At 59.2% G+C, this 20,066-nt stretch carries 19 protein-coding genes; 7 read left to right on the forward strand and 12 right to left on the reverse strand.

The annotated features are described in order from the left end of the window. Positions 1–32 precede the first annotated feature (32 nt). The 6 genes from HGP31_RS18355 (at position 33) to HGP31_RS18380 (ending at position 5,344) form a co-directional block, all read left to right on the forward strand. A complete protein-coding gene (locus tag HGP31_RS18355; RefSeq protein ID WP_168758352.1) occupies positions 33–1,184 on the forward strand; it encodes an amine dehydrogenase large subunit in 1,152 nt (383 codons plus the stop codon). A 13-nt stretch (positions 1,185–1,197) separates the two neighbouring features. Further along, a complete protein-coding gene (locus HGP31_RS18360) occupies positions 1,198–1,737 on the forward strand; it encodes a MauE/DoxX family redox-associated membrane protein (protein WP_168758353.1) in 540 nt (179 codons plus the stop codon). A gap of 5 nt (positions 1,738–1,742) precedes the next feature. Next, on the forward strand, positions 1,743–2,369 hold the full coding sequence (mauD, locus tag HGP31_RS18365; RefSeq protein WP_020799614.1) for a methylamine dehydrogenase accessory protein MauD: 627 nt from the start codon (positions 1,743–1,745) through the stop codon (positions 2,367–2,369). Between the two features lie 18 nt (positions 2,370–2,387). Then, positions 2,388–2,909, forward strand: coding sequence for a methylamine dehydrogenase light chain (locus HGP31_RS18370; RefSeq protein ID WP_008062110.1), 522 nt, complete (start codon positions 2,388–2,390; stop codon positions 2,907–2,909). 146 nt (positions 2,910–3,055) lie between these two features. Beyond that, the gene (locus tag HGP31_RS18375) at positions 3,056–3,577 is read left to right on the forward strand and encodes a hypothetical protein (RefSeq protein ID WP_020799615.1); all 522 of its coding nucleotides are present in this window, start codon (positions 3,056–3,058) and stop codon (positions 3,575–3,577) included. Between the two features lie 342 nt (positions 3,578–3,919). Then, positions 3,920–5,344: an undecaprenyl-phosphate glucose phosphotransferase gene (locus tag HGP31_RS18380; protein WP_033039829.1), complete on the forward strand. Its 1,425-nt coding sequence runs from the start codon at positions 3,920–3,922 to the stop codon at positions 5,342–5,344. A 77-nt stretch (positions 5,345–5,421) separates the two neighbouring features. On the opposite strand, the gene HGP31_RS18385 is transcribed toward HGP31_RS18380, so the two are convergent. The 12 genes from HGP31_RS18385 to HGP31_RS18440 form a co-directional block, all read right to left on the reverse strand. Then, on the reverse strand, positions 5,422–6,534 hold the full coding sequence (locus HGP31_RS18385) for a glycosyltransferase 61 family protein (RefSeq protein ID WP_168758354.1): 1,113 nt from the start codon (positions 6,532–6,534) through the stop codon (positions 5,422–5,424). 71 nt (positions 6,535–6,605) lie between these two features. Next, a complete protein-coding gene (locus HGP31_RS18390) occupies positions 6,606–7,748 on the reverse strand; it encodes a hypothetical protein (protein WP_168758355.1) in 1,143 nt (380 codons plus the stop codon). A 239-nt stretch (positions 7,749–7,987) separates the two neighbouring features. Continuing rightward, on the reverse strand, positions 7,988–8,731 hold the full coding sequence (locus tag HGP31_RS18395; RefSeq protein WP_168758356.1) for a WecB/TagA/CpsF family glycosyltransferase: 744 nt from the start codon (positions 8,729–8,731) through the stop codon (positions 7,988–7,990). Continuing rightward, positions 8,731–9,918, reverse strand: a complete 1,188-nt coding sequence (locus tag HGP31_RS18400) for a glycosyltransferase family 2 protein (RefSeq protein ID WP_020799621.1) — start codon at positions 9,916–9,918, stop codon at positions 8,731–8,733. The genes HGP31_RS18395 and HGP31_RS18400 overlap by 1 nt, the downstream gene beginning before the upstream one ends. Beyond that, positions 9,915–11,117, reverse strand: coding sequence for a glycosyltransferase (locus HGP31_RS18405; RefSeq protein WP_033039820.1), 1,203 nt, complete (start codon positions 11,115–11,117; stop codon positions 9,915–9,917). Before HGP31_RS18405 ends, HGP31_RS18400 begins: the two co-directional genes overlap by 4 nt. Positions 11,118–11,188: 71 nt before the next feature. Beyond that, complete coding sequence (locus tag HGP31_RS18410; protein ID WP_020799623.1) at positions 11,189–12,100, reverse strand: DUF535 family protein; 912 nt, start codon at positions 12,098–12,100, stop codon at positions 11,189–11,191. A 19-nt stretch (positions 12,101–12,119) separates the two neighbouring features. Beyond that, positions 12,120–13,097, reverse strand: coding sequence for a glycosyltransferase family 2 protein (locus HGP31_RS18415; RefSeq protein ID WP_033039832.1), 978 nt, complete (start codon positions 13,095–13,097; stop codon positions 12,120–12,122). Positions 13,098–13,102: 5 nt separating this feature from the next. Then, positions 13,103–13,627 carry a serine O-acetyltransferase gene (locus HGP31_RS18420; RefSeq protein WP_020799625.1) on the reverse strand — a complete coding sequence of 175 codons (525 nt, stop codon included), beginning with the start codon at positions 13,625–13,627 and terminating at the stop codon, positions 13,103–13,105. Positions 13,628–13,635: 8 nt separating this feature from the next. Continuing rightward, positions 13,636–14,592: a glycosyltransferase family 2 protein gene (locus HGP31_RS18425; RefSeq protein WP_168758357.1), complete on the reverse strand. Its 957-nt coding sequence runs from the start codon at positions 14,590–14,592 to the stop codon at positions 13,636–13,638. After that, positions 14,585–15,202, reverse strand: a complete 618-nt coding sequence (locus HGP31_RS18430) for an acyltransferase (protein WP_020799627.1) — start codon at positions 15,200–15,202, stop codon at positions 14,585–14,587. The genes HGP31_RS18425 and HGP31_RS18430 overlap by 8 nt, the downstream gene beginning before the upstream one ends. 111 nt (positions 15,203–15,313) lie before the next feature. Further along, positions 15,314–16,780 (reverse strand): FAD-dependent oxidoreductase, encoded by a 1,467-nt coding sequence (locus tag HGP31_RS18435; protein WP_168758358.1) that lies wholly within the window; start codon positions 16,778–16,780, stop codon positions 15,314–15,316. A gap of 262 nt (positions 16,781–17,042) precedes the next feature. Further along, on the reverse strand, positions 17,043–18,434 hold the full coding sequence (locus HGP31_RS18440; RefSeq protein WP_033039089.1) for an oligosaccharide flippase family protein: 1,392 nt from the start codon (positions 18,432–18,434) through the stop codon (positions 17,043–17,045). A 103-nt stretch (positions 18,435–18,537) separates the two neighbouring features. Between HGP31_RS18440 and HGP31_RS18445 the strand changes: the two genes are divergently transcribed. Then, positions 18,538–20,064 carry an O-antigen ligase family protein gene (locus HGP31_RS18445; RefSeq protein ID WP_020799630.1) on the forward strand — a complete coding sequence of 509 codons (1,527 nt, stop codon included), beginning with the start codon at positions 18,538–18,540 and terminating at the stop codon, positions 20,062–20,064. Positions 20,065–20,066 lie beyond the last annotated feature (2 nt).

Raw genomic sequence — 20,066 nt, forward strand, 5'->3', positions numbered from 1 at the left:
CCGCGTTACCAATAATTCAGGAAGTTCCCCTTATGCGAACAAACAGGATCTCCGTACAGTCAGCGCTAGGCCTGAGCCTGCTTGTACTCGGCTTGAACAGTGCCCGCGCGGATTTGCCCGCCGACACCGGCATCGGCCAGACCACCCTGGCCTTCCCCGCTGAACCGCACCGGGCATTCGTCGTCGATGTCGAGTTCGAAAGCTTCGTCGCCGGCCGTGTCACCGTGGTCGACCCCGACCAGAAACGCGTGCTCGGCATGGTCCCGACCGGCTTTGCCGCGCCTTCGGCCCTGAGCCATGACGGCAAGCTGATCTACAGCGCCGACATCTGGTATTCGCGCGGCACCCGCGGCACCCGTACCGACGTGCTGACCGCGTGGGACAGCTCGACCCTGTCGCCGGCCTGGGAAGTACTGATCCCGAACAAGCGCGCCGAATCGCTGACCCAGCGCTACGGCCTGAAGACCAGCGGCGATGACCGTTTCGTCTACGTCTACAACTTCACCCCATCGACCTCGGTCACTGTGGTCGATACCCAGACCAAAGCGGTTGCCTCGGAAATCGCGATTCCCGGTTGCGTGCTCAACTACCCGGTGGGCAAGCGTCGCTTCGCCTCGCTGTGCGGCGACGGCAGCCTGCAGGTGGTGACCCTCAACGATCAAGGCCAGGAAAACGCGCGCAACCGCACGCCGTTCTTTGACCCGAACGCGGAAAAACTGGTGGAGCGCGCGGTCAACGTCGGCGACACCTACTACTTCACCACCACTACCGGCACCGTGCGCGCCGTGGATTTCTCCGCTGACGCGCCGAAAATCCTGCCGAGCTGGTCGCTGGTCACCGACGAAGAGAAGAAAGCCGGTTGGGCCCCGGGCGGCTGGCAGCTGATGGCGGTCGCGCCGAAGCTGAACCGCTTGTACGTGCTGATGCACGACGCCCACGAACCGATGAAGTGGGAAGACCCGAGTCCCCTGATCTGGGCCTTCGATCTGAAGACTGGCAAGAAAATCGCCACCCTGGAAGCACCGGTACCGGTGTGGAGCATGCAGGCCACCGGCGACGACAAGCCACTGCTGCTGGGCACCGACGTTGAAGGTGGCTTGCAGATCTTCGACCTCAAGACCAACCAGCACACCGGCAGCATGGCCAAGGTCGCAAAAACCGCGACCCAGGTCATGAGCTACTAACAGGGATCAGGCCATGCAATCAGATCCGATCTTCATCATTGCCAGCGCCATCGCCATTGCGGTGCTGCTGGCCAGTGCCGCGACCCACAAGGTGCGAGCGCCAGCGCGCTTTCGCAAACAACTTGCCGATTATCAACTGCTGCCCGACGCGCTGGTGCGCCCGATCGCGCGGTTGATCCCGCTGCTGGAACTGGCCATTGCGTTCGCGTTGCTGGTGCCGGTCAGCCGCCCCTGGGCAGCGTTGAGCGCGGCCAGCCTGCTGGCGCTGTACGCCGCCGCCATCGGCATCAACCTGTGGCGTGGGCGTCGCGACATCGACTGCGGCTGTGCAGGTCCCGACCAGGCGCAACCGCTGCGCCCGGTCCTGCTGCTGCGCAACAGCGTGCTGGTGGCGCTGGCATTGCTGGCAAGCGTAGCGCCGGTAGTGCGCGACATGACGGTGTTCGATGGCTTCGTGACCCTGGCTTCGGCCGCCGTCGCGCTGCTCATCTACGCCGCGGCCGATGGCCTGGCGGTGAACTCCCCTCTTCTGCTCAAATTGATTGGTAGGTAATCACAATGGAAGGCTTGATAGTTTCCAACGTTCTGCTCTGGGTATTGCTGGTGGCCGTGGCGTTCGTCGTCATGGGCCTGGTCCGTCAGATTGGCGTGTTGCACGGCCGTCTGGCCCCGGCCGGCGCGCTGATGATGGACAAAGGCGTGGCCGTCAACGAAGCCGCACCGCAAGTGACCGCTGCTGACCGTAATGGCCGCCCGGTGAACTTCGGTTATGCCGGCGAGAAATCGCAACTGCTGTTCTTCCTCTCGCCGACTTGCCCGATCTGCAAATCCCTGCTGCCGGCGATCAAATCCATCGCCAGGGAACAAGCCAGCACGCTGGACGTGGTGTTCGTCAGCGATGGCGACATGGACGCCCAGCAAGCGCTGATCCGCGAGCACAAACTCGAAGACGCCACTTATGTAGTCGGCCCGGAAGTGGGCATGACCTACCAGATCGGCAAGCTGCCGTACGCAGCCCTGATCGACAAGTCCGGCACCCTGCGCGCCAAAGGCCTGGTCAACTCCCGCGAGCACCTGGACAGCCTGTTCGAAGTCGAGCACCTCAAGCACGCGACGCTGCAGCAATATCTCAATGCGCAACCCCACGACCACGCTCATGACCACAGCCACGGCCATAGCCACTGATAAGGCAGGGAGACCTTCATGAAACTGCTGGATCTGTTATTCGAACGCTCCTCGCGCCGTGTTGCCGACACGACTTCGCGCCGCAAACTGCTGGCTCGCATGGGCTCGCTGATCGTCGCCGGTGCCGCCCTTCCCGTGCTGCTGCCGCTGGATCGCACCAGCAAGGCGCTGGCCGCCACTGACCCGAAAGCCGGTGACCCCGGTGATCCAAACAGCTGCGACTACTGGCGCTACTGCTCCATCGACGGTTTTCTGTGCAGTTGCTGCGGCGGTTCGGTGACTTCCTGCCCACCGGGCACCGAGGCCTCGCAAGTGACCTGGATCGGCACCTGCCGCAACCCGGCCGACGGCAAGGACTACATCATTTCGTACAACGACTGCTGCGGTAAACAAAGCTGCGCCCAGTGCGCCTGCACCCGTAACGACAGTGAAGAACCGGCCTACCGCCCGTTCAACAACAACGATGTGAACTGGTGCCTGGCCGCCAAGTCGCACATCTATCACTGCACCGTTTCGATCATCCGTGGCGTGGCGGTCTGACACGCACCACCGCCGGTTGCCCACGCGATCGGCGTTTTTTTTTTAAAAGATCGCAGCCTGCGGCAGCTCCTGGATTGACCGCGTGCTCCTGTAGGAGCTGCCGCAGGCTGCGATCTTTTCAAGGCACAACAAATAAGGGGTTCGAAATGCGTCGTTTGCTAATCCTCGGCCTGGCCTGCGCCCTGACCACCCCGCTCGCCCAGGCCCGGGCCATCCCCGACCCGACGCAGCGCCACGCGCCGGGCAACGAGGAACTGCAAAAGCCCATCGCCGAGGCCGGCTACAGCGTGGGCGTTAACTATCAGTTGCAATGTGCCGGTTGCCATCTGGGCAACGGCATGGGCTCGGCGGCCAATGACACCCCGAGAATGACGGGATTTGTCGGCAACTTCCTGAAAGTCCCGGGCGGCCGTGAATTCCTGGTGCGCGTGCCAGGCATGTCGCAATCGGCGTTGAACAACGCGCAGTTGGCCGACCTGCTCAACTGGCTGATGCGCGAGGACGGCATGGCCGGTAAAAGCCGACCCGCCGATTACCAGCCCTACAGTGCCGACGAAGTGGCGGCGTTGCGCGCCAAAACCATGCTCAACCTGCCAGGCACCCGCGCCGAACTGATCGACAAAATGCGCGCCCAAGGCATCGCCATCGAAGACGGCATGAGCAACTGATAACGCTGCTTGTTCGCAGCCGACGTCCCAGGTCCTCCCGCCCATCCAGGCAGACAATCCAGTTTCTACCGATGGTCGTCCAGTCACTCCAAAAGCAGGCCGCCCGGTGCCTGCGTGCATGCCGCAGACTAAACTTCGTCCATTGCGTGAATGAATCCACACTGCTGCTAAAGTGATAGCACGGGATGCCGCGTTCTCCCCAGCTTTGCGAATTTCGGTGGAAGGAGGATTTCTCGACTATAAGTAGCTTGCCGTTGAGGCTAAAGCTCTGAAACGAAGGTGGTTTTGACCTGGATCGCGTTCGGGTTGGGCGCGAGGGGGCAGCAAAAATGGGATCTGATCATGATTTTTGAGCCGAGCAGTAGCCGTTCCGTACTCCAGCGAAGAAGCAGTACCAGTATCTTTATCCAGGCAGGCCTCGATAGCCTCGCTGTCACCGGTGTCGCGTGGTACCTGATTGTTTATCACATAGGTTTCATCACCCAGGCTTATGTGATCATGGTCCTGTTGCTACTGGGGGCGCTTGCCGTCGTCTACGACCACTACGCGATTTATCGAAGCAATGTCGTGTTTGCCGTCAAGGCCTTCAAACTGTTCAAGGCGTGGACCGCCGCCTTTTGTTTTCTCGTCGCCATGGCCTTTCTTACGAAACAAAGCGAACAGTACTCACGCTTGCTGGTCGGTGAGTTGTTCGTCATCGGGTATTTTGCCCAGCTGCTTTTGCACCTCGCGACCCGTGAACTGCAAAAGAAATTCCTGGCCCACCCCACCCAACGGGACAACGCACTGATCATCGGCTCGGGAGAGCTGGCGGACTTCCTGCACCAGAAAATCAGCAACAACCCCTGGCTGGGTGAACGCGTAGTCGGCTCCGTGTTGATCGGGGCGGCCGACGACCGGGGCAAGGATGGTTCGGAAAACCCCAACCGCCTGGCGATACTGGGTCATATTTGCGATCTTGACGACCTGGTCGTCCAGCATTCGATCCGCACCGTCTACTTCGTCACGCCACTGGACGGCTCCCAGGTGATCAAGGATGTGTATCTGAAGCTGTTCGACAAGCACATCTCGGTCAACTGGGTGCCAGACATCTTTTCCCTGCGCTTGATCAACCACAGCGTTCGCGAGATCGCCGGCATTCCGGTGCTGACCTTGTCGGAAACGCCACTGATGGGCATGCGCCTGCTGCTCAAGAACCTTGAAGACCGCGTGCTGGCGTTTCTGCTGTTGCTGATTGCGGCGCCAGTGCTGGCCATCGTGGCCATTGCCATCAAGCTCGACAGCCCGGGGCCGGTGTTCTTTCGCCAGCAACGGATGGGCTGGAGTGGCGGACCGTTTCGCATCTGGAAGTTCAGGAGCATGGTGGTTCATCAGCCTGAAGACGGTGTAGTCAAGCAAGCACAAAAGAATGATCCGCGCATGACCCGGGTAGGCGCCTTCATTCGACGCACCAGCCTGGATGAGCTGCCGCAGTTGTTCAATGTGCTGATGGGTGAAATGTCCCTGGTCGGGCCGCGTCCGCATGCCATCCAGCACGACGCGCAGTATTCACCCGACATTGCCGACTACTTTGCCCGCCACAACATCAAGCCAGGCATTACTGGCCTGGCTCAAGTGCGTGGCTATCGCGGTGAAACCAAAGACATCGAACAGATGATTCGCCGGGTGGATTCGGACATCGAATACATCAACAACTGGTCGCTGTGGCTCGACTTCGTCATCCTTGCCCGGACAGTGACAGCCTTCTCCGGCAAACATGCCTACTAGTCGTATCTTGATTGCATGAGCCGCCCGGTAACGCTGACGACCAGCGTTACCGGGTTAAGCACGAGGCCGCAAAAGCGTCAGGCCGGGAACAGGTCGAGGGTGCGCTCAACCTCATCGGGATCGATCCGGAAACCTTCGCCGTCCGGGGTGCCCACCACAAAACCGAAGTTTTGCTGATCACGATCCGTCAGGTACTTGAAGAAGCAGACGAAACGATCAGGGGGTTGCAGGACCAGCAGCGAACCACCGGGCGCAAGGACATTGACGCCGTGTATGAGTTGACTGCCTTCGATGCCGATCACGGTCCTGGCGCCGGCACAAGCCGCGACGATGGTTGCCACGTCGGATTTCGAGGGGTCGATGATGCGAAAGCCGCGGCGCTCGCGCAGGCGTTCAGCCAATTCCAGTTCATTGCGCAGCAACCGCAACTCACCCTTGTTGCCCCGCAGCACGAACACCCCTGGGTGCGAGTTGACGTTGACATGGGACAACAACTTTTCCGTCATGGCGCGAAAGCGCATGTGCTTGTGGCGGTTCTGGCTGATGTCGTCAAAAATCACCAGTTCACGAAAAAATGCGTTGCGCATACGAAGCGGATTCATGCCCAGCCACTTTTCATAACCGGGGGCGTGAAGTATCCCGTGCCGGGTTACGCTGACTTCAGTTTCAGCGAGTTCCGTGGTCACCGGAACGCCGAGCTGGCTCGCCATGGGATAGGTGATGCAATCATCCACCATCCACGATCCAAACCACTTATTGCCGCCCACAGTGCAATACATTGCTGCGCGATCGATTTCGTGTTCTATGCGAATCTTCGGCAACCAACCGGCCCTGGGCGATAACCAGGATTTGGCATCACCTTTGTAAAGCGCGCCGTCGATCAGCCAGGCGTCCTTGAGCAGAAAGGCGCGAGTGGGGCCGTGCTGCACGAGCCCGTTGCCCTCCATGGTGCGACGGGGATGCTCGAAGGGATAAAACTGCCATCCCGTCACGCGTTCAAGCTGGTTGGGCAGGTAAAAAGCAGGGGGTGCAATCGATTCATCAGGGGGAGCCACGTCCCAGGTTTTTACCGCGACACTTTGCAGGTCCAGCGGCGCTTTCCTGGCAACTTTCTCCTTGAACATGTGTTTATACGCAGCAAAACTCCATTTCGCCCCAGCGCCGCTCACCAACATATTCGATTGCGACATAAGGATTACCACTCTAATGCGTTTAAATATAATTAGCGCTTGTCGTCCTTGTGCGCACTATCAAACTCCAGTCAATTGCAAATAATACTTTCCATGACAGGTGGTACCTTCAGATGACCGTATCGAGCGCGTAAAGTCTCGAGCAGTTGTTCCGGTGGTGCCTTGGCGCAATGAAGATAGACCCTGCTCAGTCCGCCAAATCCCATTTCGCGATAGCGCTCGGCAATATCCTCATCAGTTTGCCCGTCCGGCAAACCCAGATGCAGGGTCAGTTCTTTTCCCTCTACGGCAAACAAGGGTGTTTCCCAGAGAAATTGCGCAACGCCCACCTTGGGCAGCCGGACAAACAGATAGCCATGGTTATTCAGGGTATCGACATCGCCGCCACGCCTTCTTTTCCATTCCAGCAAACCGTCGTCCGGGCGCGCCAGGCAAGTGCCGATATCGTAATAATCAAAGCCGTTTTCCAGCGCCCATTCCAGCGCCATGAAGGTGGTGATCGAGTTGATTTCCCTAAGCTTTTTCGCATCCGAATAGACTGTTTCGGGGTAGCCGAAACGGATCGTGCTCCAGTAGCGCTTGCCCGCGCGGGTAATCACGCAGCCAAGGTGACAGGCGACCACCTCGTCTTCCAGCAGCACCAGGTCCAGGCGGCCGGCGGTTTTGGCCACCCTTCGCACCTCCTGCTGCTCAATTTGCGAAGCAGACGTGCCATGCCTTGCGCTGGCATAGGGTTGCAGCATGCCTTGGTCGGCGCTTTCGATTTCATCGTCGTTCAACGCCTGTTTAAGGCGATAGCGCAAACGGTTCTTGCGAAGATTGCGCCGCAGCTCAGAGTTATATCTTGCGGTGATGTCCTCGATCGAGCGGCCCAGAGGAACTACGGCGCTGAGATATTGGGGCACACAGAGTGCGCCCGGCGTCGGTATTTCACTGACGAACACCGTTATGCCTGGTTTATTCGCCCTAAGTTGCTGATTGGCAACCTGAGGTTCAGCACCCATGAGAACTTTCACAAATTCACGCTGTGCCTTACGCCCCATATAGAGAATGTCGTAAGGACTCTCTTCGCGCAGCTTGAACCTGACAAATTCCCAGCGCCAAAAACAGGCTCGGCCGGCAATATCGCGCAGCCAGGCATGGGCTTTCCGCAGTTCAAAGCGTACCGACGGCGTAATCAACTGACGCAACAGTCCCTTTACATATTCTTTCATTTGGTATTAACACTAAATGATTAAGGAAGATTATTCGAAAGTTCGAATCAAGGAATAACGAACTGAAAATCAGGCTTCAACACGATGATGGCCGGCGTCAAACTTTCGTCGCCATTCGCACCAAAGGCGAAACAAATTATTACCGCGTCAGCAAGTCGTCGCTTACATGAGCAGTAAAGATGCTACGCCGGAGTTTTGCAAGATATTACGCTGCCGAGCCTGTTCTTACGGCACGCACCTCACCCCCGGGTCGGTACCGGGCAGGCAAGCGTTCTCAATATGAACAGAGGGTTACCGACTACATAACGACTGAACAGCCGCTTGGGTTCACTGAGCAGCCTGAATACCCACTCGCAACCCAGGCCTCGCACCCATTGCGGAGCGCGACTCACCTTGCCGCCGAGAAAGTCCAGGATCGCCCCGCCACACACGATCAGGCAGGGCACGCCGCTGGCCGCCAGCCGGGCGGCAACGATTTCCTGCTTGGGCATGCCCATGCCCAACACCACCAGTTCCGGCTGATGTTGCCGGGCAAGTTCGAGGTAGGTCTGCACATCGTCGAAACCATGGTGGACAGACACGACATTGACTGCCAATGCCGTTTGGCAATGCTTTGCCGCATGGGCCAGGAAAGGCTCTTGCGTGCCCCACAACGCCACGCGCCGTCCTTTATAGGCCGACAGTAACTTGGGGATGAAGTCCGTGCCGTTCATGTTCAACCCCGGCTCCCTGCCCATTCGGCGAAACAGGATCGACATGCCGGAGCCATCGCGCAGCAACACATCGGCGGCCGACAGTGCCTGGTAGTAGGCATCGTCCCCGGCAACCAGGTTCATCGCATGGGCGTTGACGAACCCGAGCACCGTTGCCCGCTGCGGCCAGGCCAATGCCTCGATCAAGCGCTGCTCTTGATCGCTATCGCCGATGACCTTGAGTGACTGGATGATCGTTTGCCAGTTGTGCTGCCAGGCCAATGCGCGCATCAGGAGTCATCTCGCTTGGAGCGCACCCATTCAACCTGGCGTTTGACCAGGAAGCCCAGGTACAGGGGGATTTTCTTCAGTGCGTAGAACGGTGCATACAGCAACGCGGAAAACGCGATGATGGCGCGACCGAACTGACTCCACGCCAGCAAGATGGTCATCATCAACATGACCACCCCCACCGATGCGATCAATGCCGGCAGCCATGCACCGAACAGCAGCAACACCAACCAGGACAGGACAAACGCCGCGCCCAACAACAACGTCAGCAACGCCAGTGGCGGCACCAATAGATCCAGGGTCATGGCCAGCAGGTTGAAGTTGCGTCGGGCAAGCGACTCCACCAGTAATTTGGGCGCGTCGCCCAGGATCACGCCCAGGTGACCATGCTCCCAACGCGTACGCTGGGTCGTGAGGCCTTCGTCACTGCGCGGGAAATAGCTGGTCACCAAGGCATCAGGGCAAAACATCGGTGGCTTGCCGCTGCGACAGAAATCCAGGCCCATTTTCAGGTCTTCGACGATGTGACCACTGGCAAGCGTGATCAAGGGCAGGTCCCGCCAGACGAACGCCATGCCCGTGCCCATCAACTGACAGGGCAACCCCAGCCGAGCCCAGCCTTGCGGTCGCACCCGATTTTTGACGCACCAGGCAAACTCGGCGATCTGCACTTTCAGCCCCGAACCCGCTGGCGCACGCATCAGGTCAAGCGCCTGGGTCGGCCGCCCCGAGTCGATGCACTGTATGGCCAGGCGTTCGATGAAGCCCTCGTTCACCTGGCAATCGGCATCGACAATGATCAGCACGTCCGGCGCATCACCGGCCAGGTGACGCGCGCCAAAATCCAGTGCATAGCCCTTGCCACGCTGCTGGGCATTGCTGCGTTCCACTACCTCCGCGCCGGCCGCACGCGCCATCGCGGCGGTGTCGTCCGAGCAGTTGTCGGCGACCACCAACAGACGATCGCCCTCCTGCAGTTGCGGGCGCAGGCAATTCAAGGTGGCCTGGATAATCGAGGACTCATTGTGGGCCGGCACCAGCACCGCGACCCGAGGTCGCGGGCGTTGTGCGAGTGCTTGCGCACGCACCGGCAAGCCAGCCAGCAGCACCTGCACGAGCAGCACCAGTACCGGCAGGAGGATGATCGCCAGCGGTACGCCGAGTAGCCAATTGAGGAATGTGATCATGCTTGCGCCTTGAACAGGTGAGCCAACTTGGTCGCTTCGGTATCGATATCATGACGCTCCAGCACACGCTGATAAGCCGCTTCGCCCATGCGCTGCAACTGCTCGACCGGCTGCGCCAGGCAGTCCGCCAGCGCCACCGCCAACTCTTCCACCGCGCCCGCGGGAAACAGCCAGCCGTTCTCGCCCTGGCGCACCAGTTCGGGAATGCCCGCCACATAAGTGGTCAGCACCGGCCGGCGCAACGCCATGGCTTCCATGATGACCACCGGCAAGCCTTCGGCGAAGCTGGGCAGTACCAGGGCCCGCGCGGCGAGAATTTCCATGCGCACCTGTTCGCTGCTGATCCAGCCAGTGATTCGCACACGCGATTGAAGGCCGTGCCGGGCAATCAATTCTTCGATCTGCGGGCGCATTTCGCCGTCGCCAGCCAGGACCAGTTCGAATGCCACGCCTTGTTCGGCCAAGCGACGAGCGGCCTCCAGCAACAGCAATTGGCCCTTCTGCTCACATAGGCGCCCCACGCAAACCAACCGCGGCGCGGACGGCACCGCCACTGCGGGCACATCGTGAAAGGCCCGCTCCAGGCCACAATGCACAACCTTGACCCGAGCCCAATGCGCCGGGTCGACCCAGCGATACAACTGGCTGCGCCCATAGGCACTGATGGCCGCGACAAACGCCGAGCGCCGGACTTTCTCGCCCAGGTGAATGAACTGCGGTTTGTCGAACTCTTCCGGACCATGCACGGTAAAACTGTACGTAGGCCCGCCAAGTGCGTTGGCCAGCATCACCACTTCGGTCGAGTTGGTGCCGAAGTGGGCATGCACGTGCCGGGCACCGAACGCCTGCATCCAGGACAGCACGCGGCATGCTTCGAGCAAATAGACCAGATGGTACGGCCAGGAACGATCGGCGCGCCGCCCCATGCGCAGCGCCAACCACAGCGTCGAAAAGAACCGCCGCGGTTGGGTACGCAGCACCTGCAGCGCAGGTCGCAGCAGCGCTTTGACGCCGTCCGCCAGCACGTATTGGGTCTTGCTGCGTTCAGACTCGTCCTCGGTGTCCACCAATTCGGCATCCCAGCCTCGCAACGCGATGCGTTGGACCTCAAAGCCCTGGCGCTCCAGCGCCAGGATCTCGCGACGAATGAAGCTATGGCTGACCTTCGGGTATTGATTGATGAAATAAGCGATACGCATGGGCACCCGGCTTGAATGTCGTCGAAGTTGTTACTGCAGGTACCCCCACAGTAGTCCAGTAACCGGTCACGTCAATTCACTGCGTAGCTGCCTTTCAGCACCTGGTCGATCCTGGTGAAGGTATCGTCCAGCAGCTCATAGCGCCGGCGATACATGGCGCGTTTTTTTGAAGCAATGGTTTCCAGCGGCTTTCTGGACGAAGCCATGGGGATTTCAAAAAAGTCTTCGCGCGCAGACGGTGTCGCCCCGTGTTCAAGCCAGATCGAATCATAATTGGCGGCCAGCTCCTGGGCTTTGTGCGCACCAAAATACGGGTGGCGATGATGACGATAGACATCCCCTACCGCGTAGATTTTTCCGACGCCGATATGGCTGGCGATGTACTTGATCACTTCAATCAGAAAGCTCCTGGGTCGCAGGCCTTCGAAGTCCTTGGTGACATCCCGGTAGATGGCCAGCGATCTTTCGCTCTCGATGCCTTTATGGATGCCCTGCACGGCACCGATGAAGATGCACAGCTCACCCTCCGTGCAGCACAAGGTGAAGGCGATCGAGGCAATGCGCAGATCGCCCTGGAACAGATTCAGCACCAACTCGCCTTCACGCATGAACCAGAACGGGCGGTCCAGTACCAACGTGCAACCATCGGACCACGCCGTCAGGTCGCTCAGGACCAGGCTGTCGTCGCGCCCGAACAGCAGTAATTGCGGGCAGCTTTTCGTGACCACCTCGTAGTGCGAGGCCATGACGCCCAATTTGTCCTGGGAGTTCCAGCTTTTGCTGATGTAGGGCCAGTGGATAACACCCAGGCAATCGCCGCCGAGTCTCTCGATGCCGGTATCGCCCAGCGCGTTGGACATGCGCCCGAAAAACAGATTCAACTCGGTCCAGTTCTTGCCCACCAATAGCACAAACTTGAGTTTGTTCTTCAATGCCCTCAGGGAATAGCCAGCGTGCACGGAGAAGACGCTTTTGACGATCATCCAATAGTCCATCGAAGTCTCACTTGTATTCGATCAATGCGGATTTGCCGGCACCGAACCTGTTCAAAAGAAACTTGACCTGCCCGAACATCTCGGGAAATTTGCCCAGCACGAGGAAGAACGCCAGTAGCCAGTTTTGCCGCGCAGGGCCAGCGCCCCGCCGGGCCAGGCGCGCGACCTGCAGCGGATAGATCAACAGCAGCAACAACCCGGGCCAGCCCAGCAGCAGCGTGGCAATGACCGTCGCCAGCGGCACGCCCAAGCCCCAGAACCAGGCGCGGCGCGACTCGCGGCGCCAATGGCGCTCCGGTGCGCCACCGTGTAGAAACGCGCCCTCGGCGAAGGCATAGCCGCCGCGTAAGGTGCGCCGCCACCATTGGCCGAAGCGGGTCATGCTCGCATCGTGCAAAGTCATTTCCGCAGGCAAGCGCCAGACCTTCCAGCCCTTGGCTCGCAGCCGCACGCAGAGCTCCGGTTCTTCCCCGGCAATCAGGTCCGGGCGATACCCGCCCGCAGTGGCGAAGGCGTCCGCGCGCATCAGTGCATCGCCACCGCAGGCGCTGGTCGCACCGGTTGGCGTATCCCATTCGAGGTCGCACATCAGGTTATAAATGGAGCGCTGCGGAAAACGTTCGCGGCGCCGCCCGCAAACCACCGCCACCTCAGGCCGGGCCTCAAGAAAGGCCTGTGCATGGGGTAGCCAGCTGGCAACCACCTCGCAATCACCGTCGACGAACTGCACATGACGCATCGATGGCAACAGCCGTTGCAGCCGGGCGAAACCTTCATTGCGTGCACGTGCGGCCGTGAAGGCAATGCTCATGTCCAGTTCAACCACCTCGACACCAAGCCTTCGGGCCATCTGTACTGAACCGTCGGTGGAGCCCGAGTCGACATAGACGATCTGCTGCGCCGCACCGACCAGCGAAGCCAGGCAACGCTCGAGTCGCTGGCCTTCATTGCGACCGATGACAACGACCCCAACCCCCGTCGTCACCGTGTTCATGAGAATTGCTCGGCATCGGCAAGCTTGCGCTGCTTGATGGTCGCCGGCACGCCGACCGCCACCGAGTTGTCAGGCACATCGGTCAACACCACGGCATTGGCGCCGATCACCACATTGTTGCCGATGCGGATATTGCCCAGCACCTTGGCGCCGGTACCGATATCGACGTTGTTGCCCATCACCGGGGCGATCGGCTCCTTCACGTTCTTGAGCCCGACGACTACGCCGTTGCGGATACGACAGTCATCGCCGAACTGCGCATAACCACTGATCACGATGCCGCCGAAATGATCGATGACGAAGTTGCGCCCGACCACCACCTCGCACGGCAGCTCGATGCCCGTTACGATCTGCACCAGCTTGAACAGCACTTTGTAGATAAAGGACAGCAATTTGCGCAGCAGCGCCGGGCGCACGCCGTAGCGCCAGCGCCCGAAGCGATACACCAGCATCACCCAGAAACCCTGGGCGCCCCAATCACCCTCGTATGCTCGCAAGTCCGCACGTATGTTTTCGAACATGGACTGACCTACCGTGTGGGTTGGCTACCGAGTTTGGTTTTACGCAACAGTGCCCAGGTCACACGTGTGTGTTGCCAACACGCCTTGATGGCGGCCCGACCGCGACCTTTCAACAAAGCCTTGAGCCCCAGGATCAGGTCGCACAGGCATACCAGCAGCATGTGCAAGGCCAACCCCGGCAAACCGTGATGCTTGCGGAAGTACAACAGCTCGCTTTCGATTTGCAGGGTCTGCAGCTGTCGGCCGTCCATGTTCAGTTTGTCGACCGACTTGGCACTCTCGCCACCGATATGCACCACCGACGTGTGGGGGTAGTAGACCACCTTCCAGCCCGCCTCCTTGACGCGCCGGCAGTGATCCACTTCCTCGTAGTAGAGGAAATAGCGCGGATCGAACAGGCCGACCTTGTCGATCACTTCACGGCGGATCAGGTAATAGCAACCGGGTACCCAGTCACACTCGCGCACCGAGGCATGATCCCAGTCCAGGTCGTCGACCAGTTTCACCCACGGGAAGAAGCGTTCAAGGCCGGCCGTCACGAGGAAGACATTCAGCGGCGTCGGAAAATAACGGCAGGACGGTTGCATCTCGCCGTCCCGACCGACCAGGCGTACACCGAGGATCCCACAATCGGGATGAGCCTCCATGTACTCCAGGGTCTTGGCCAGGGTGTCGTCGGACACAAACGCGTCGGTGTTGAGCAGCAACGCGTACTTGCCCTGCAGGTGTTCAACCAGCTGATTATTGGCCCGGCCAAAGCCGACATTGTCCTTATTGGCCAGCAACACGGCCTCTGGACAAATATCGCCCAGGCAATCCAGCGAGTTGTCCGCCGAAGCGTTGTCCACCACCAGGTAGCGTGCGTGGTCGGTGCTCTTGGACTGGCGCAGCGCATTGAACATGGGCTGCAACAGACCCGCCGTGTTGTAGTTGACGACGAGCACATCCAGCGGCGCGCTACTCATTGGCCTTCTCGCCAAAGAAGTACTGCGCCCTCATGGCCTTGAGCTTGGGCTCGTAATCCGGGTCGAAGTGCGTGCCGCGCTGGCGGATGAGTTCCATCCAGGGATAGGCTTCGCAACGCTCTTCGATTTTCTTGATCAGGTCTTCAACGGTGCAGAGCACCTTCGCCGGGTTCCCGCCCACCACGACACCGGGCGGAACATCCCTGGTCACCACGGCACCGGCGGCAACGATTGAATTCGGACCGATTTTGCGGCCCGGCATGACGATGGCCTGGTAACCGATGAAACAGTTGTCGAATATATCGACCGCACCAACGGAGTCGAGCTGTTTACCCGCGCTGATTTCGAACACGCCAATCAGCCCGTCATGCCCGAATATCGTGCAATCGGACAAGCCGACGTTGTTGCCGATGCGTAATAGCGAAGGGTCGGGGATGTTGCAGCCGGGATTGATCCATACTCCCTTTCCGACCGAATGAATGCCTCCCCAGCGCGCCAGGTAGTTTGCCCATTCGAAGCCTGTGGGATGGCAAAATTTCTTGAATAAACCCTTCCCCCGACCCGTTTTATTGACGTAGTAACGTATTGCACGCTTTGCTAGCCCAATCATCCTGTCAGCCTCACAAATGTCAGCGTTTCACATCGGTACCAAGACCAGATGCACCATGGTTGTTGTTCTAGTGGCACCCTGCTTTGGTGGCTCTCCCTAAGACTGTTTCACTCAAGAATACCTGCCTGCCGCAGGGCCCATTTGATGGTTGAGGTAATCCGCCAACCGCAGCGTCAGCTGCAACAGCGGCATGGTTGGATTGCTCGCGCCGGCCGTTGCAAACACACTGCTGCCAGCGACGTACAGGTTATTGGTGCCGAACACTTTGCTGTTCTCATCGACCACCCCGAATTCAGGGGAGCTGGCCATCCGCGTAGTGCCCATGTGATGGGCATGCGGCACGACTTTGAGCGGCAGGGAAACGTCATACACCGCTTCCTCCAACTTGACATAGCCAAGCCCTTCTTCGGCAAAACACTTTGCCACCTCCAGGCCGATGCTTTTTATGGTCTCCCTGTCTTCAGGGGCGAGCTCCCAATGGACGTTGACCATTCTCATCCCCAGGTCATCGTGTTCTTGCGTCAACGAGACGCGACTCTTGCGGTTGGGAAACTGCTCGATCATCGTTCCGAGCTCCCCGTCACCGGGACAGTTGAACTTGGCAATGAACTCGATCTTGTGCGCCATGCCTGCCTTGCAGGCCAGGTTCTCGAAAAAACCCTTGATTGCCGCCAAGCGTCCATAGGTTTCCACCGCCGACACCAAGGACGCGGTGACATTGCCTTTACCGGAATGATGCTCGACCACAAACGCATCCTTGGTGAAGAACTGCCTGGCCTCCCGGCTTTCACCTTCGTTGAGGATGAAGGTACCGAGGGCGATGTTCAGGTGTTCCATGAAGCATCGACCGACCAGGCCATCCTCGGTGATAACGCCGGCAGCGGCCAATGACTTGCTGTTGAGCAACTGCCTGGCATTTTCGATCGCACCGGTGGCCAGGATGAATTGCTTGGCCGAGACACGCTCTTGCTGGCGTTCGTAATCGGACACCACGACGGCGGTGATGCGGCCGGTGTTGCTGTCGAAATCGAGGTCGACGCAATTGCAATTGATGAAGACATCCAGACCCTCGGTCTCCTCGAGTTCCTTGGCATACTTTTGTGCAAATCGGGTCGGTGGACTGAGCAGGAAACGGTCGGCTTCGAATTCATCGCTTTTAAAGGCCGCGTTGACGGTCTTGAATCCCGAGTCCAGCGGCAAGTCCAGAATGGCCATGGCCGCTGGCAGATTGCGCTCCATCTCGGAAAACGCGATGGGCCAACCGGGCAAGTTCACCGGTGGGGACAGGGCAAAGTCGGAAGGCTCGAAGGGGCGGCAACGACCTGCCCAATGATTGGAGGTGCCACCCAGATAGCGCAGGCGGGTTTCTTCAGCGAAGACATCCAGCCCCGTCGAAGGACACTTGTAGAGGTTCTGCGAATACGCGGCATACTCGCGCCCCCCGCCCTCCAGAAGCACTACACGCCAGCCATTGCCAGCCAAACGCAAGGCCAGCGTAATGCCGGCCGGGCCTGCACCAACGATGCAGAAATCATAGTGATCGCGCAGGTCTTTCTGCGTTTGGTAGTCTTTGATCATATTTGCAGTTACCGGAAATGCGCGGCAGGTAATACCCACCCGTTGATCACGACAAACTCCGATTTTCCTGCAGTAGGCCGAGCCCCAACCCCGGTAAATTTCATCGCCAGCCCCCCCAGGCTTAACAGGGCAAATGCCCGAATGAGTCCTCTGCGACTGATGACAGAGGTATTCAACACGCGTTCACTCATCACTCACGACTCCACTGGATCGAGATTTGCGTCCGAGATTCAAAGGGTGCTTCAACGTCAAGAAAAACCGGTCAAGCGCTTAAATCGAAAAGCCACTTGAAAACGACCAGCACCAGCTCCCCGCACAACGCCCCTACCACCAGCATAGGCAACACAATCAGCTCGCGCTTGATATCGAGAATACCCACGCGACGATTGACATACACAACCAACACCAAGGTCGGCAACGTATGCAGCGCGACGCCCCAGATCGCCCAATCGACCCCACCGAAAGCCAGTAACAACGGGACCAGCACCCATAACGACACCACACGGATGATGTTATCGATGGCCTGGTACTTGGTAAGCCCCAGGGCGATCCAGATTTGATTGGCCACGATGTAGCGCATCACGAAAAACGACGTCGAGAGCACGGCCATCATGTGGCCGGCCTGGGCGTAACGGTCGTCGTACAACACTTTGATGATGAGTGGACTGGTGACCCAGAGGAACCCGCAAAGAAATAGCAACGCAACGTCGACCATCATCTTGAAGCGGTAATACAAACTGCGCAGGCGCTCGAAGTCGTTGGTTCTCGCGGCTTCGCCGAAGGCTGGCAGGGCCACGGCCCCGACCACTTTCAATACGCCGGTCTGCAAAGCGCCAAGAATCAGCACGGCAATCGAATACACGCCCATTTCGAAGACTGTCATGCTGCCGCCGAAAATGATCCGGTCACCCTGCATGGACAGTACGCCCACGGCCGAAGACAACAGGATCCAGCGACCGAAGACCATCAGTTCGTGGAGTGCGGCGCGTTCCCAGCGCAGACTGTTGGACGGCCCCTCGAACCAGAAATGCCCAAGCAACGTGCTGACCAGGGCCGTGACCAGGCCGGCCGCCACCAGCGACCAGATGGAATGGGTGAAGTAACCGATGACCAGCATCACCAGCAGGCCGACGACCTGGGAGACGAACTCGGCGATCACCACTTTCTTTTGCTGGAAAGCGCGGACGGCCAGGTCGACTTTCGTCGACTGGAACCCGTAGATGATCGCGGTAACACCGGTCCAGGCCAACACCATCGGCAACTCAGGGGCGGCGTAGGTGGAGTTGTGCGACCAGAAATCGATGACTTGCGAATACCAGGCAGCGGCTGCCAGCAACAACGTAAAGGCGAAGAGCACGAAGCCGCGCACGATCTGCACGGTCCAGAGGGTATTGAGGAATACCGGGTCGTCGCCGCGTGGACTCTGCAGGATGTTCTGGCGCAACCCCACATCGGAGAGCAGGTGCAGGACGAACAAAACGGTGGTAGCAATGGCGATGATGCCGAACATTTCCGGCATCAGCAGACGGGTCATCACCAGGTTGCCGCCCAGGCGTATCACTTGTGAAGTGACCAGCGCCCCCAGGTTCCATGCCCCAGCAGATATCGCTCGACGACGAAGGCTGAACGTTGGCGATATGTTAACTGACGGCATAACATCAATCCCCGTATTGAACGACTCGAAAGGTACTATAGTCGCTATTAGGCAAACCACTAGCCATTAGCCATCGCTCTCTCATCAAATAAGTCGGTAGCCCATGCCTGAGCACTTTCGCGCGTTAGTCGTCATCCTGGTCCTTGCCGGTATCGTCTTCGCTTTTGCACGGCGACCGGCGGCCGATCTGATCCCACTGAGTGATTTCACCCGCCGGCGCAACCTTTGGTTCGGATTGACGCTGCTAGCCTTTTTTTCCCATAGCTTCTGGGTGTACGCGGGCGTTACCGCAATCATTCTGGCGGTGACGCGACAGCGTGAGCGCAATCCCCTCGCATTGTTTTTCATGCTGTTGTTTCTCATTCCACCCGCCAATGCGCAGGTCCCCGGCTTCGGCCTGGTCAACTATCTTTTTGACCTGAACCATGTACGACTACTGGCACTGTGCGTGTTGCTCCCGGCTTTTCTGGCGTTGCGCAAGCGGCCGGACACACTGCCCTTCGGGCGCACACTGCCGGACAAACTGCTGCTGGCCTACCTGCTGCTGACGTCTGCGCTTTTCCTGCGCCAGACCACGCCCACCGACACCTTGCGTCAATCGCTCTATCTGTTCGTCGATGTTTTTTTGCCTTACTACGTTGCCAGTCGATCCATGAAGAATGTCAGCGACTTCAAGGATGCGCTGTTGGCCTTTTTACTCGCCGCCATGCTGCTGTCGCTGATCGGTCTCTTCGAATATACCCGCCGATGGCTGCTGTACAACGGGCTGACCTACGCCATGGGCGTGCAATGGGAAATCGCCACCTATCTCAGCCGTGGCGGCTCGCTGCGCGCCAGCGTCACCACTGGCCAGGCCATTGCGCTGGGCTATGTCATCGCCGTGGCCATCGGCTTTTACCTGTTCCTGCAGGAGGGTGTGCGCAGCAAACTGCAGCGACGACTCGGTGCCCTGCTGCTCGCTGGAGGACTGTTTGCGCCGCTGTCGCGCGGCCCGTGGATCGGTGCCGCCGTCATGATCGTCATGTTCATCGGCACCGGCCGTTATGCGGTCAGGCGCCTGGTGCTGCTCGGGGGCGCCGCCTTGCTCGCCCTGCCCCTGTTGGCCATCTTGCCCGGCGGACAGAAAATCCTTGATCTGCTGCCCTTCATCGGCTCTGTAGAAGTCGAGAACATCACCTACCGCCAGCGCTTGATCGATAACTCGTTGATCGTCATCCAGCGCAATCCATGGCTGGGTTCCTTCGATTACCGCAGCACCCCTGAAATGCAGTCAATGATCCAGGGCCAGGGCATCATCGACATCGTCAACACCTATATCGGCATCGCCCTGCAAATGGGCTTTATCGGGCTGACGCTGTTCGTGGCTTTTTTCGCCACCATTGCGCTTGGTATTCGCAAGGCGATGCGTTCGTTCCCCAAGCAGGAGGATGAGTCGCGGCGACTTGGACGTGCCTTGCTGGCGACACTGGCCGGAATACTGGTGACCATCATCACCGTCAGCAGCATTACGGTCATCCCCGTGGTGTATTGGTCGGTAGCCGGGCTGGGCGTGTCCTATGCTCAGATGGCGCGCAGGCTCAAGCGCGCAGAGACAGCAAGCAGCAAGAGTACCCTCCTACAGACCTGGTAACG

Origin of the sequence: Pseudomonas umsongensis, from assembly GCF_012647205.1 — a bacterium.
Lineage (GTDB): Bacteria > Pseudomonadota > Gammaproteobacteria > Pseudomonadales > Pseudomonadaceae > Aquipseudomonas > Aquipseudomonas umsongensis.

Excerpts from the sequence above, each read along its gene's own strand:
- HGP31_RS18355 (WP_168758352.1), top strand. The coding sequence starts at position 33 with ATGCGAACAAACAGGATCTCCGTACAGTCAGCGCTAGGCCTGAGCCTG.
- HGP31_RS18360 (WP_168758353.1), top strand. The coding sequence starts at position 1,198 with ATGCAATCAGATCCGATCTTCATCATTGCCAGCGCCATCGCCATTGCG.
- mauD (WP_020799614.1), top strand. The coding sequence starts at position 1,743 with ATGGAAGGCTTGATAGTTTCCAACGTTCTGCTCTGGGTATTGCTGGTG.
- HGP31_RS18370 (WP_008062110.1), top strand. The coding sequence starts at position 2,388 with ATGAAACTGCTGGATCTGTTATTCGAACGCTCCTCGCGCCGTGTTGCC.
- HGP31_RS18375 (WP_020799615.1), top strand. The coding sequence starts at position 3,056 with ATGCGTCGTTTGCTAATCCTCGGCCTGGCCTGCGCCCTGACCACCCCG.
- HGP31_RS18380 (WP_033039829.1), top strand. The coding sequence starts at position 3,920 with ATGATTTTTGAGCCGAGCAGTAGCCGTTCCGTACTCCAGCGAAGAAGC.
- HGP31_RS18385 (WP_168758354.1), bottom strand. The coding sequence starts at position 6,534 with ATGTCGCAATCGAATATGTTGGTGAGCGGCGCTGGGGCGAAATGGAGT.
- HGP31_RS18390 (WP_168758355.1), bottom strand. The coding sequence starts at position 7,748 with ATGAAAGAATATGTAAAGGGACTGTTGCGTCAGTTGATTACGCCGTCG.
- HGP31_RS18395 (WP_168758356.1), bottom strand. The coding sequence starts at position 8,731 with ATGCGCGCATTGGCCTGGCAGCACAACTGGCAAACGATCATCCAGTCA.
- HGP31_RS18400 (WP_020799621.1), bottom strand. The coding sequence starts at position 9,918 with ATGATCACATTCCTCAATTGGCTACTCGGCGTACCGCTGGCGATCATC.
- HGP31_RS18405 (WP_033039820.1), bottom strand. The coding sequence starts at position 11,117 with ATGCGTATCGCTTATTTCATCAATCAATACCCGAAGGTCAGCCATAGC.
- HGP31_RS18410 (WP_020799623.1), bottom strand. The coding sequence starts at position 12,100 with ATGATCGTCAAAAGCGTCTTCTCCGTGCACGCTGGCTATTCCCTGAGG.
- HGP31_RS18420 (WP_020799625.1), bottom strand. The coding sequence starts at position 13,627 with ATGTTCGAAAACATACGTGCGGACTTGCGAGCATACGAGGGTGATTGG.
- HGP31_RS18425 (WP_168758357.1), bottom strand. The coding sequence starts at position 14,592 with ATGAGTAGCGCGCCGCTGGATGTGCTCGTCGTCAACTACAACACGGCG.
- HGP31_RS18430 (WP_020799627.1), bottom strand. The coding sequence starts at position 15,202 with ATGATTGGGCTAGCAAAGCGTGCAATACGTTACTACGTCAATAAAACG.
- HGP31_RS18435 (WP_168758358.1), bottom strand. The coding sequence starts at position 16,780 with ATGATCAAAGACTACCAAACGCAGAAAGACCTGCGCGATCACTATGAT.
- HGP31_RS18440 (WP_033039089.1), bottom strand. The coding sequence starts at position 18,434 with ATGCCGTCAGTTAACATATCGCCAACGTTCAGCCTTCGTCGTCGAGCG.
- HGP31_RS18445 (WP_020799630.1), top strand. The coding sequence starts at position 18,538 with ATGCCTGAGCACTTTCGCGCGTTAGTCGTCATCCTGGTCCTTGCCGGT.